This window comes from Haloimpatiens myeolchijeotgali, from assembly GCF_042688525.2.
GTDB lineage: Bacteria > Bacillota > Clostridia > Clostridiales > Clostridiaceae > Haloimpatiens.
Map to the genome: position 1 here is coordinate 2,918,912 of NZ_JBHWAB010000001.1, position 13,253 is coordinate 2,932,164.

Consider the following 13,253-nt stretch of genomic DNA (forward strand, 5'->3'; position numbering starts at 1 on the left):
CAAAAAAATTCTAGAACTTCGCTTCAAAATTTTATAATTATCTAAAATTCATACTTTTCATTTTTATAAACTACTTTTCCACCTAATATTGTCATTAGTACTTTTACATCTTTTATATCATCATGCTTAATTTCAAATATATTATCTGATAAAACAACCATATCAGCCAATTTATTTTCAGTTATACTACCTTTTAAATTTTCTTCAAAAGACGCATAAGCCCCTTCACAAGTAAATCCTTTTAATGCTTCATGTACAGATATCTTTTGTTCTTTAAGCCAGCCTCCTTTAGGATAACCTTTTAAATCTTTTCTTGTTACAGCAGAATAAATATTAGGCAATATGTCAAAATGCTCTATAGGACAATCTGATCCACAAGTAACATGTATACCTTTATCTATCATAGTTTTCCAATTATAAGTATACTTTGCCCTTTCTTTTCCTATTCTTTTTTCCACTACATGTAAATCTGCATTTAAAAATATAGGTTGAACGTTTGCTATTATATCCATATTCTTAAATTTTTCAATCAAAAGCTTATCAGTTATTTGAGCATGTATTATACTATGTCTTGTATCTTTCCTTGGATACTTTTGCACAGCCTTTTGTATACTTTCAAGTACCATATACATTGCTTTATTACCTATACAGTGAACTGCAATTTGCATTCCAGCCTTGTGTGCTGTTAATATAATTTCATCTAATTCCTCCTGTGTAAAATTACAAATTCCACAAGTAGAACAATCATCATTATACTTATAAGATAAATAAGCTGTTCTTGCACCTAATGAACCATCACATATTAATTTTAAAGGACCAAATTTGAAAAACTTATCTCCTTTGAATTTATTATATTTCTTATCAATAAACTCTTGTAATATCTCCATATTTGAAAGACGGCATTGAGCATTTATTCTAACTTTTAATTTTCCTTCATTTTCTAATTGTTTATAAGCTTTTATAATCTTTTCATAATTTTTACTTGGAAGATAAGCAAAATCATCTGTATGAATAGAAGTTATTCCTTGTTTTGAAGCATTACAACAAGCATTTTTAATTATATCTTTAAGTTCTTCTAAATCAGGTTCAACAATAGCATCATCAATAATCCACATTGAATTTTCTCTGAAAATTCCTAAAACATTTCCTTTTTCGTCTGTATCTATTTCTCCACTTTGTATTTGTACTGAATCTTTATCAATACCTAATACTTCAAGTGCTTTATCATTGATTACTGATACATGATAACAAGCTCTTGTTATACATATTGGGTGTACCTTTGAAATTTTATTTAAATCATATTTATTAGGAAATCTTTTAACATCAAAATTTTCTTGATTCCAATTAATCCCCTGTACCCATTTACCTACAGGAATATTTTTAACTTCAATAAATTTTTTAACCTTATCTATTATATCTTCTACAGATTTACAATCTTTCAAATCTACTTTCTGAATACTTGTTCCATATCCAATTAAATGCATGTGACTATCTATAAAACCTGGCACAACTAATTTACCTTGTAAGTTTATAACCTTAGTATTGTTTTTTCTTAATTTCATTATTTCTTCATTACTACCTACTTTAATAATCATATCCCCTTGTACTGCCACCGCTTGTGCTTCCCTATTTTTTTCATCCATAGTCACAATTTTGCCATTATAAAGTATCAAATCCACCTTTATTCCCCCTATTCAAAATTACTAAATTTATAAAATTCCAAACATCTTAAAGCCAATAAATATTATGGCACTATCTGCTAATATATGAACTATCCATGAATTCACAAAATTATTAGACTTAGTATCTATCCAATCAAAGATAAATCCTACAATCATTAACGCTACTACTGCTAAAAATGTTATCCATAGCTCAAACCAATTCTTAAATATTGTAATATGATATAACGCAAATAATAAAGATGAAAATATATAAGCTGTCTTTTTATATTTTAATTTATATAAATTTAAAAATATAAAACCTCTGAAAAAAAACTCTTCTAAAAATGAATTACCAAATGTTATGTATAATCCTACAAAAATAAAGTTTACAGGACTAATTTTAGATTTTCTTTGAAGTTCAATGGCAATACTATCAAAATCTACAGCTCCTCCAAGAACACAATAAGAAATTATCACTACAACAAAACATATAATCCCTAATAAAATTCCTACTTTAAGGTGATGCTTGTCTATGTTTTTATAATTTAATGCCTCCTTAATTGTAACTCTCTTAATAAATCTTATGTATATATAAGGTATCATAGTAAATAATACTATTTTTGAAATAGTTTTAATTAAATAATTTGCTCCTATAACTTGTTCAATAAAATATAACAAAATACACGCTATTATAGAGCTTATAAATATATATTTTTTATCCATAAATTTCTATTTCCTCCTATGTTTGTTTTTCAATATTTTCTTCAATTTATTATATCATATTACCTATAAATAAAATTACCTATTATCAACAACTCAACTTTCACAGGTGAAAAATAAAAAAAACTCCAGAAAAGATTTTCTGGAGTTTTTAATCATATTTATTATGCCTATTTTTCTTGTGATGAACACATTTGGAACATCAATTGATCCATTTGTGAATTTAGTATATATCCTCCATCTACTCTCATAACTACTCCTGTTATAAAAGAAGATTCTGGCATACAGAAAAACCTTACAGCATTTGCTACATCTTTTGGTTCTCCTATTTTTTGAACTGGTGTAGCTTTTTTAAATGGTTCCTCCATTTGACTTAATGCTGCACTTGTCATATTTGTTCTTATAATTCCTGGTTGAACTGCATTTACTGTTATACCATATGGTCCTAACTCTTTACAAAGAGTATATGTCATACCTACTAATCCTGTTTTAGCACTACTATAATTTATACTTCCTGTAAATCCCATAATTCCTGCTAATGAAGAAGTTAAAACTATTCTTCCATATTTATTATGTTTCATTTTTTCACCACAAGCTTTTACAAAATTAAATGTTCCATATAAATGAGTTTTTATTAATACATCCCATTCTTCATAAGTCATATCTGTACAAAACTTTGGTTGCGTTGAATTTCCTGCATTAGATATTAAAATATCTATTTTTTTGTGTTTTTCATATATAGTATTAACAGCTTTCTCTACTTCTTCTCTTTTACTTACATCTACTTTATAACACTCAGCATATCCATTTTCATTCTCTATAGCTTTTTTTACTTTTTCGTTTTTAGCTTCATTTCTTCCAACTATCATTACTTTAGCACCATTTTTAGCTAAATCCATTGAAACACCTTCACCTATACCTGAGTTTCCACCTGTAACAATAGCAATTTGATTTTCAAACAACTTACTCACTATATATCATCCCTTTCTTTAAAAACAATAATAACTATACATTGTATATGTAACATATATTATATTGATTCGATATTTTTTCCATTTTTCCTTCCAAGTTCATCATAATTTTACAAAATATCAGAATAATATATTCTTATGATTCAATAACATTAAAAACTTAATTTAATATCCAACATTCATAAAACAAGAATAAAGACATATATTGTATAAAAAATTTATATATGATTATACTAATGTTACTTACTCAACTTTCATAGGACAAAAATATAATTTCCCGCAGCAACTGTTTTTCACCTTCAAAAGTTGAGTTACTTAAAAAGGAGGCTAATAAAATGAAAGCTAACGTTGATAAAGATACTTGTATAGGTTGTGGTCTATGTCCAGATGTTTGTCCAGAAATTTTCCAAATGGATGATGATGGTAAAGCAATTGCTTATAACCCAGATGTAACAGAAGACTTAGTTGATTCTGCAAAAGATGCTGAAGCACAATGTCCTGTAGAAGCAATAACCATTCAATAAATAAAAGCTGCCCATTCAAGGCAGCTTTATTATTAAGCACTTAATTTTTCTGAATTATTTTTACTATTATCATTATTATTTTTACTTTTCATTATGAAATATAAAGGCACTCCTAATACTAATCCTCCAAGTCCCCAAAGGATTTTTTCCATTGAAGATTGATATAATAACCATCCACTAACAACTACTGCAATTATAGGTATAACTGGTCCAAAAGGCACTGTAAAAGAACTTTTTAACTCTGGTCTCTTCTTTCTTAAAACTATAACTGCAAGACATGTTGGTACATATTGTGCAAATCTAGAAACAACACTTATAGCTGCAAGTTTTGTAAAACTTCCTGATAAAGCTATTGGAATTGCTAAAGCTACTGTTATTATAATTGCTACATATGGTGTTCCAGCTTTACTTTGTTTTGCAATAACTCTTGGAACTAATCCGTCCTCTGCAAGTGCTACACCACTTCTTGGAGTAATAAATGAAGCTGCAATATTTATTCCACCAATTGAAATAAGAGTACCAGCTGATACTATAGCACCACCTATTGGTCCTAAGAAAATTGATGCAGCGTCTGCAACTGGAGTTGAAGTTTCAGCAAGCTTAGGTCCTAGTGCTCCTATAGATACTGCTTGTATTAATAAATAAAATAGAGATACAATTATCATAACTGTTACTATTGCTTTTGGAACATTTTTTTCTGGATTTTCCATGTCTTCTGCTGCAACCGCAATAGATTCAAATCCTGTAAATGCATAGAATATTAAAAGTGCTGCTGCTCCAAAAGATCCTGCCTCATAATGTCCACCAGGAAACATTGGTGAAAAGTTTCCACCTTTCATAAAGAAGATTCCTATTGCAACAAACATAACTAATGGTATCAATTTTCCTAAAGTAATAATATTATTTAATGTTTTAGATATGTTTACACCTAATATATTTAAAATTCCAAGTCCCACTAATATTGCTATAACTATTATGTTTTTAGTTGTTCCTTCTGCAGCTGATGGCCACACTTTACCTAATGCTGTTGCAAATGCAACTGCCATAGCTGCCCAAGCAATTATACTAATAGCCCATTTCATAAATCCTACTTCAAATCCTACAAATTCACCAAAAGCTTCTTTGGCATACACATATGGGCCTCCGTTTTTCTTAAACAATCCTCCAACTTCTGCAAAACACATTGCAATACTTATTACTAAAAGCATATCAAATACAATAACCCATAAACTTGCTGGTCCTATTAATTTCATAGCCTTATTTGGTAACAAAAATATACCTGAACCTATAATTGCGTTTATACCTAAAAGTACTATACTCCAAAAGCCAAACTTTTTCTTGTCACTCATTATAATTCCTCCTCTCAAACATAAATATCATTTATGTAATCGTACACATATTTAATATAAAAACTATTTTTAAACTGCCATATTACTATTTACAGGCTTGTCTTATTAATGCTTTAAATATGTTCAACATATTCTCATTATCTTTTGCCATCATTTCTGGATGCCATTGTATTCCTATAACAAATTCTTCTCCTTCTTTTTCTATTGCTTCCACTACTCCATCTTTAGAAACTGCTGCTACCTTAAATCCTGGTGCTATATCGTTTAGTGCTAAATGATGAAAACTATTTGTAAGTACTTTTTCACCTAATATATCATATAGTTTTGTTCCTTCAGTAATCTCAACTGTATGAGTTGGTATATTAGATAAATGTTGTTGATTATGTTTTATGTAACATCCATTAATATAAGATAAATCTTGATATATAGTTCCACCATTGGCTGCATTTATAATTTGATGTCCTCTACAAATTCCAAGTATTGGTTTTTTCATTTCCATTGCCATTTTTATTAAAGCACAATCAAAAGTATCTCTTTTTGGTAAGATTCCGCCTAACTTTTGAGATGGTTCTTCTCCATATAACAACGGATTAACATCATGACCTCCTGATAATATTAATGCATCTACATTTTTTACTTGATCTCTTATTACCTCTTCATCATATACCATTGGTATGATATAAGGTACTCCTCCTGCTCTTACAACTGATTGTATATAATCATCGTTTACATATGCTCTTTCATATCCTGGAAACATTCCTCCTTCATCAACAATAATACTTCCTGATACTCCTATAATTGGTTTTATGTCCATATCTTCCAAGCCTCCTATTTAAAATTTTATATTCTTTTTATGCCTATATATCAAGCAATACTTATGCCAAAACTCAAATATAAATTTTCTCAAAAAAAATTATATCTTTTATTAATGTAAATTTTTAATTTCAAACCCTTGAATTTACTTGATTCCACTATAAAATCCTTAAAATATGATTATTGCAAATAAAAAGAAAACAAAAGCTTTAAACAAACTTTTGTTGAATAAATTCTAAAAATTTTATAAAATCATACATTTGAAAAATATTTATGTAAAGGTAATCATAACGTTTTTCTTACACACACCTTTGAATTTGCAATAAATAGGTTCAATAGGTCATACATTTACCTATTTGTATCCTATTTATAAACCTATTATATTTAACTTTTTAAGTTTTGTAGGAATTTTTTACCTTTATAGGTTATTTCACTACCTTTTCTTCCTACACTTGAACAAATTAATTCTAGATTTCTTAATTCAGTTAAAATTTTTCTTGTTTCACCTTCCGTTAAATAAAATCCTTCTTGTAATGCTATTTTAGTTATACAATTTCTCCCTATAGATTTGCCCCAGCTATTGGATTCATCTATAATTTTTAATACCTTTATGCATTTTGAAAAATCACATTTACACTTCAATACATCTATTTCCTTATTAAAATTATCTTTTATATGGGTTACATTAAAAGGTAAATTGTCTAACCTAACAACATCATTACACATAAGCGATATATATGATGCTGCATTTTGTAATTCCCTTATGTTCCCTGGCCAATCATAACTCATTAAAGCTTTTTTTACTTCTTCATCCAAAATTAATTTCTTATCTAAAAAAAGTTCTAACATACTAATTACGTCACTTTTTCTTTCTCTAAGAGGAGGAATATTTATTGGAAGTATATTAAGTCTATAATATAAATCTTCTCTAAATTTTCCTTCTTTAATCATATTTAATAAATTTCTATTAGTTGCTGCTATAACTCTTACATTTACATCTATTACCTTTTGAGAACCAACTCTCATTACCTGCCTTTCCTGCAGCACTCTCAACAACTTAGTTTGCAGCAAGACAGGCATATCCCCTATCTCATCTAAAAATATAGTGCCATTATTAGCCTGCTCAAAAAGTCCTTTTTTACCTTCTTTTAATGCTCCAGTAAAAGCACCTGGTTCATATCCAAACAATTCACTTTCCAATAAATTTTCTGGCATAGCAGCACAGTTAACTGCAACAAAAGGCTGTTTACATCTATTAGATTTATTATGTATTGATTGTGCCATAAGTTCTTTTCCCGTTCCACTTTCTCCTATTATCAATACTGTTAAATCTGACTTTGATATTTTCTTGGCTAAATTAACACACTCTTTCATAACATGTGAATTAGTCTTTAAATCCTGAAAGGTATATCTTGCCACCTGACCTTTTTCTCTAATTTTTTTACTTAAATTTTGTTCTAACTGTTTTATGTATGTTACTTCCTGAATGTTGTAATATGTACCTGTTTTTCTTCCAAAATGACTTATAGATGTCTTGTTAACATTAAAATATTTTCCTTTATACTTTATTACCTCATTTTCTATCAATTCTTCCTTTAATATTTTTTCAAATTCAAATTTTAAAAATTCCTTAATATTTTTACCTTCTATATTTTCTTCAATATTTAGCATTTTTTTAAAACTTTTATTACATACAGTAATTATTCCCTTATTAGAAGTAAACACAATTCCATCTCTTGAAAGATTTATAATGGTATCTAATTCTTCATTTTTTACAATTATTTCTTTATATTTATTCTTTATTCCATTATCTAAACTTATTATTTTCTCTGAATACTTTATAATATTTTTACCAATTTCTTTACTATCTAAGTCCAATGTTTCTGATATCTTCATAAAAGTAGATAAATCAATACATCTTTCATCAACATCTATAATTTTCTTTATATAACTAGGTACTCTTTGTATTTCTCCTGGAGTAATAGCTATTTGAATATTTTCATATTTTTTACTAGGGTCAAAAGGTATAAAATTTAAATGATTTATGCCTAATTGATAAAAAAGCGATGTAGTTTCTAAGGTAGTTTCCATATTATCATTTACTACTAAAACTTCTGTTGCCTCTGGTATAGAAAAAATTTTATAAATTTCATTTTCTCTTATAGTTCTTTGAATAACTATTATTTTCTGTTTGTTAGAAACATATTTTTTTATTTCAAGTGCTCTTTCTTTTATCATGATTAGTACTACATCATCTTCTATTTTTTTACCTTTTTCTAATTCACCAAAAGAATAATTATTAATGTCTACATATTGTTCAAAAACCCATTCTAAGTTTTGCCTCAAAAATTTAGCTACCTTAGAATTTTTATTATCTGTAACTACAGCTATAGACCGCATTAGCACACCTCATATCTTTTAAAGTACAAAGATTAAAGTTAAAAGAGCAATATAATAATGTTTTTCTTTATACTTTTTACTTTATTTAATCTTCCTTATTTCTTCTTTATACTTTTTACTTTATTAAACTTCCATTATCTTTACAACACCTTCAATAGTACTTAATTCTTGAATTACACTCGAAACTTTAACATATCTAGGTATTATTACCGTATATAAACTTGAGTTGTATACGTCCTCATCCTCATCTTCTATATTAAACTCTATATTTTTTACTTTAATGTTTTTCCTTCTAAAAAATTCTGCAGCATCTTGAATAAATTCTTTACTTACATAATATATCTCTAATTTAACTAGCTTACCTTTTTCAAATAATTTAGTTTCTAATCTTTTTAACGAAACTAATATAATTAAAACTCCTATAGCCGCAGCAGCACTTAAAAAGTAATATCCCATTCCTATTCCAAGTCCAATACATGCAACTGTCCATATACTTGCAGCTGTAGTCAAACCTTTTACAGCTCCTTTTTCTCTTATAATTGTACCAGCACCTAAAAAACCTATTCCTGTTATAACCTGTGCACCTAATCTTCCTATATCTACTTTTAATGCTGCACCTAATTCTGGATGTGCAAGAATTTTAGCTGTTGTTTTATCCACATCATAAATCTGTATCATTGAAATAACTGCTGCACCCACGCATACTAATATATGCGTTCTAAATCCAGCTGGTCTATTCTTAAATTCTCTTTCATATCCAATTAGACCTCCAATCAATATGGCTAATGCTAATCTAATAATAACCTCATATCTTTCCATAAAATCATTCCTCTTTTTACATAAAATCTTTTCTCTATATTTTTATTTTTTATTTCTAGATTTTTATTATATTTTATTGTATCACAAAGATTGAAAAAAAATATATGTGATTTTAACTATGTAAAATAATTATGACTAATAACCTTAAAATATTATATAATATGAATATAATTGATATAACTTTAATAAATTTTAAATTAAAATATGTGAAATGAGGTGCATTTAATTGTTTAAAATATTAATAGTAGAAGATGATCCTAAGATAAGTGAAATAATATCAGAAAATATAAAAAAATGGGGATTTGATGGATTACGAATTGAAGATTTCAGTGATATATTTAATACATTTGTAAAATATAATCCTCATTTAGTATTAATGGATATAAATCTTCCTTATTTTGACGGTTTTTATTGGTGTAATAAAATTAGAGAAGTATCTAAAATCCCTATAATATTTGTATCTTCAAGAGATACTAATATGGATATTATAATGGCAATGAATATGGGTGGAGATGATTTTATTCAAAAACCTTTTTCTTTAGATGTTTTAATGGCTAAAGTTAATGCTGTTTTAAGAAGAACTTATTCTTATTCAAATGTGGAATCAAATATAATTGAACATAATGGTGCTATATTAAATTTAAAAGATAATAATCTTATATATAATGAACAAAACATGGAACTAACTAAAAACGAATTTAAAATCATTTATATTTTAATGAAAAATAGTGGTAATGTGGTAAGTAGAGATAAAATTATGAGAAGTCTTTGGGAAGATGAAAGCTTTGTAGATGACAACACATTAACAGTAAATGTAAACAGACTTAGGAAAAAATTATCTGATGTTGGATTAGATGATTTTATCAAAACTAAGAAAGGTCAGGGATATATAATAATATGAAATTAAAAGAATATTTACAGGATAAAAAATTTTTATTTCTATTTTTTTTCATTCTAATGGGTTTTATATCTACAGTAATTTACTTAGATAATACCGTGAAAGTTAGCATAGATAATATTCTATATATTAATTTTGTAAGTTTTATATTCTTTTTATTATATCTATTTGGTGAGTATTTTTCACATAATAAATATTATAAATCTATGAATTATTTAATGAAAAATGAAACTGAAAATATAGTTAATACTTTACCTAGCCCTAAAACTAATGAACAAGAATTATATCACAAACTAATTTCTAATATATATGAAGATCAAAATAACAAAATTGATAATCTATACAAAGAGAAAAAAGATAATTTAGAGTTTATTACTTCTTGGGTTCACGAAATAAAAACTCCTATTGCTGTAAGTAGATTAATCATTGAAAATAATCTCGCAAACATTGAAGATAATACATTAAACAGTTTAGAAGAAGAGATAGATAAAATTGATAACTATGTTGAGCAAGCTCTTTATCACTCAAAAATAGATTCTTTCTCTAAAGATTATTTTATTAATGAAATAAATTTAGAACGAATTGTAAAAGATCTTGTAAAAAAACATGCTAAAACCTTCATAAATAAGAAAATACAAATTCAAATGGAAGATATAAATTTAAACATAACTAGTGATAAAAAATGGATCACTTTTATAATTAATCAAATTCTATCTAATTCTTTAAAATATACTGATGAAGGAGGAAAAATAAAATTTAGTACTAAAAAAAATAATAAAGAAAAAATACTTATTATTGAGGATAATGGGGTAGGAATTAGGCAAGAAGATATTGGAAGAGTATTTCACAAAGGTTTTACTGGATATAATGGAAGAAAAAATTCAAAATCTACGGGTATGGGCTTATACTTAGCAAAAAAACTTTCGAGAAAATTAGGTCATGACATTTCCATAGAATCTTCATATAATGAATATACAAAAGCAAAAATTCATTTTCCAAAGTTAACAGATTACTTTAATGTTGCAAATAAATAGAGGTGGATTTTATGAGAGAAAAAATCAGAGTATTTTTATTACTATTGGGTGTAATTTTTATTGGAGCAGGAGTACATAGAGGTGAAGTAATGACAGTCTTCATTAAGGCAATAAATATATGTTTGGAGTGTATTGGAATTGGATAAATTAAAAAGAAAATTAGTTCAAATAATAACAGCATTAGGGACTAATGGTTATTTAAAGGGATTTTTTAATGGCAAAATTTATAGAGGAAGTACAAAAAAAATATGTGTTCCTGGACTCAACTGTTATTCTTGTCCTGGTTCTTTAGGTTCTTGTCCTATAGGTTCTTTACAAGCAGTCATTGGTAGTTTAAAATATAAATTTTCATTTTATGTTGTAGGCTTTCTTATATTAACAGGGGCTACTTTAGGTAGATTTGTTTGTGGATGGCTATGTCCTTTTGGTTTAATACAAGAACTCCTTAATAAAATACCCTCTCCTAAATTGAAAGTTAGTCCCAAATTACAAAACCTTAAATATTTAAAATATATTATATTAGTTGTATTTGTAATCTTGCTTCCTATGTTTTGGGTGGACGATATGGGACTAAGTTCCCCTACATTTTGCAAATACATATGTCCTGCGGGTACTTTAGAAGGAGGTATTCCCCTTACTTTATTAAATCCTTCATTAAGATCTGCTATAGGATTTTTGTTTAAATGGAAAGTTATCTTATTAATAATTACTATAGTACTATCAATACTTATATTTAGACCATTTTGCAGATTTATTTGTCCTCTAGGTGCAATTTATTCTTTCTTCAATCCTATAAGTATATATAGATTTAAAATAGATACTAATAAATGTACAAAATGTGGAGCATGCAAAGTGCAGTGTAAATTGGATATCAATGTATATAAAAATCCAAATAGTTTAGAATGTATTCGCTGTGGAGAATGTATTTCTGCATGTCCACAACATGCAATTCAAAGTATTATTAGTTTAAAACAAGATACAAATATTACATCTGTTCAAGATATAAAAAAATGACATTTCTAACAGGCTGTTGATTTTTAAACAGTCTGTGTATTTTTTTGTGACAAAAATGTAAGTTTAAAATACTATTTTGTTAGGTAACACTATGGTTAGAACTGTAAATTTATTATAAAATAACTTTATAAGTTATTTTAAAGTAATATTAAATTTAGGAGGCTTTACAAATGAATAATGTATTAGTAGCTAAAAATTTAAAGAAAATATATGGTTCAAGAGGTAATGTATATACTGCTCTTTATGATATAGATCTTGAAATTAAAGAAGGAGAATTTATTGGTATAATGGGTCCTTCTGGGGCAGGCAAAACCACACTTTTAAATATTATCTCTACTATAGATACCCCTACATCTGGTACAGTTACTATTGATGGAGATAATATAGTAAAAATGGATGAAGATAAACTATCTTCTTTTAGACGAAATAAATTAGGTTTTATTTTTCAAGATTTTAATTTACTTGATACTCTAACAATTAAAGAAAATATCATTCTTCCACTAGCACTTTCAAAAATTGACCATAAAGAAATTGAAATACGAGTAAAAAAAATAGCCTTTAATTTAGGTATAACTGATATATTAAATAAGTATCCCTATGAAGTTTCTGGTGGACAAAAGCAAAGAACAGCAGCTGCTAGAGCTATCATAAATAAACCATCTCTTATATTAGCAGATGAACCAACAGGCGCTCTTGATTCTAAATCATCTCAAGAATTATTACAGTGTTTAAGCGATTTAAATGAAAGTGATAATGCTACTATAATGATGGTAACTCATGATGCTTTTGCTGCAAGCTATTGTAAAAGAATATTATTCATAAAGGATGGTAAATTATTTACTGAACTTGTAAGAGGTAATTCTAGAAAGGTATTTTTTCAAAAAATACTTGATGTTTTAAAAACTCTTGGTGGTGACAATAATGACCTTATTTAACATAGCTTTTAAAAACATAAAAAGAAATTTCCATGACTATTTTTTATATTTTGTATCAATGATATTCAGTATAATGATATATTTTACCTTTACATCTATACAATATAATAAACAG

The 13,253-nt window shown here is 27.0% G+C and carries 13 protein-coding genes; 6 read left to right on the plus strand and 7 right to left on the minus strand.

Annotation, left to right across the window (positions count from 1 at the left end; all coding sequences use genetic code 11):
• Nucleotides 1-41: 41 nt before the first annotated feature.
• The 3 genes from ACFIJ5_RS13040 to ACFIJ5_RS13050 form a co-directional block, all read right to left on the minus strand.
• Nucleotides 42-1,679, minus strand: a complete 1,638-nt coding sequence (locus tag ACFIJ5_RS13040) for an amidohydrolase (RefSeq protein WP_379807708.1) — start codon at nt 1,677-1,679, stop codon at nt 42-44.
• A gap of 30 nt (nt 1,680-1,709) precedes the next feature.
• The gene (locus ACFIJ5_RS13045) at nt 1,710-2,384 is read right to left on the minus strand and encodes a CPBP family intramembrane glutamic endopeptidase (RefSeq protein ID WP_379807710.1); all 675 of its coding nucleotides are present in this window, start codon (nt 2,382-2,384) and stop codon (nt 1,710-1,712) included.
• A gap of 167 nt (nt 2,385-2,551) precedes the next feature.
• Nucleotides 2,552-3,352, minus strand: coding sequence for an SDR family NAD(P)-dependent oxidoreductase (locus ACFIJ5_RS13050; protein ID WP_379807712.1), 801 nt, complete (start codon nt 3,350-3,352; stop codon nt 2,552-2,554).
• A 335-nt stretch (nt 3,353-3,687) separates the two neighbouring features.
• On the opposite strand from ACFIJ5_RS13050, the gene ACFIJ5_RS13055 reads away from it, so the two are divergent.
• Nucleotides 3,688-3,876 (plus strand): ferredoxin, encoded by a 189-nt coding sequence (locus tag ACFIJ5_RS13055; protein WP_379807714.1) that lies wholly within the window; start codon nt 3,688-3,690, stop codon nt 3,874-3,876.
• Between the two features lie 32 nt (nt 3,877-3,908).
• Here the strand turns inward: ACFIJ5_RS13055 and ACFIJ5_RS13060 are convergent, their stop codons facing one another.
• The 4 genes from ACFIJ5_RS13060 to ACFIJ5_RS13075 form a co-directional block, all read right to left on the minus strand.
• Nucleotides 3,909-5,225, minus strand: a complete 1,317-nt coding sequence (locus tag ACFIJ5_RS13060; protein WP_379807716.1) for an APC family permease — start codon at nt 5,223-5,225, stop codon at nt 3,909-3,911.
• An 85-nt stretch (nt 5,226-5,310) separates the two neighbouring features.
• On the minus strand, nt 5,311-6,039 hold the full coding sequence (locus ACFIJ5_RS13065; RefSeq protein WP_379807718.1) for a gamma-glutamyl-gamma-aminobutyrate hydrolase family protein: 729 nt from the start codon (nt 6,037-6,039) through the stop codon (nt 5,311-5,313).
• Nucleotides 6,040-6,422: 383 nt separating this feature from the next.
• Entirely contained in the window at nt 6,423-8,438 is a 2,016-nt protein-coding gene (locus ACFIJ5_RS13070) for a sigma 54-interacting transcriptional regulator (RefSeq protein WP_379807720.1), read from the minus strand.
• 123 nt (nt 8,439-8,561) lie between these two features.
• Nucleotides 8,562-9,257, minus strand: a complete 696-nt coding sequence (locus ACFIJ5_RS13075) for an MgtC/SapB family protein (protein WP_379807722.1) — start codon at nt 9,255-9,257, stop codon at nt 8,562-8,564.
• Between the two features lie 226 nt (nt 9,258-9,483).
• Between ACFIJ5_RS13075 and ACFIJ5_RS13080 the strand changes: the two genes are divergently transcribed.
• From ACFIJ5_RS13080 to ACFIJ5_RS13100, 5 genes are all read left to right on the plus strand, one after another.
• Nucleotides 9,484-10,158, plus strand: coding sequence for a response regulator transcription factor (locus ACFIJ5_RS13080; protein WP_379807724.1), 675 nt, complete (start codon nt 9,484-9,486; stop codon nt 10,156-10,158).
• Complete coding sequence (locus ACFIJ5_RS13085) at nt 10,155-11,189, plus strand: sensor histidine kinase (RefSeq protein ID WP_379807726.1); 1,035 nt, start codon at nt 10,155-10,157, stop codon at nt 11,187-11,189. Before ACFIJ5_RS13080 ends, ACFIJ5_RS13085 begins: the two co-directional genes overlap by 4 nt.
• 11 nt (nt 11,190-11,200) lie before the next feature.
• On the plus strand, nt 11,201-11,335 hold the full coding sequence (locus ACFIJ5_RS13090; RefSeq protein ID WP_379807728.1) for a CD1871A family CXXC motif-containing protein: 135 nt from the start codon (nt 11,201-11,203) through the stop codon (nt 11,333-11,335).
• Nucleotides 11,328-12,203 carry a 4Fe-4S binding protein gene (locus ACFIJ5_RS13095; protein WP_459253862.1) on the plus strand — a complete coding sequence of 292 codons (876 nt, stop codon included), beginning with the start codon at nt 11,328-11,330 and terminating at the stop codon, nt 12,201-12,203. The genes ACFIJ5_RS13090 and ACFIJ5_RS13095 overlap by 8 nt, the downstream gene beginning before the upstream one ends.
• Nucleotides 12,204-12,373: 170 nt before the next feature.
• Complete coding sequence (locus ACFIJ5_RS13100) at nt 12,374-13,138, plus strand: ABC transporter ATP-binding protein (protein WP_379807732.1); 765 nt, start codon at nt 12,374-12,376, stop codon at nt 13,136-13,138.
• Nucleotides 13,139-13,253 lie beyond the last annotated feature (115 nt).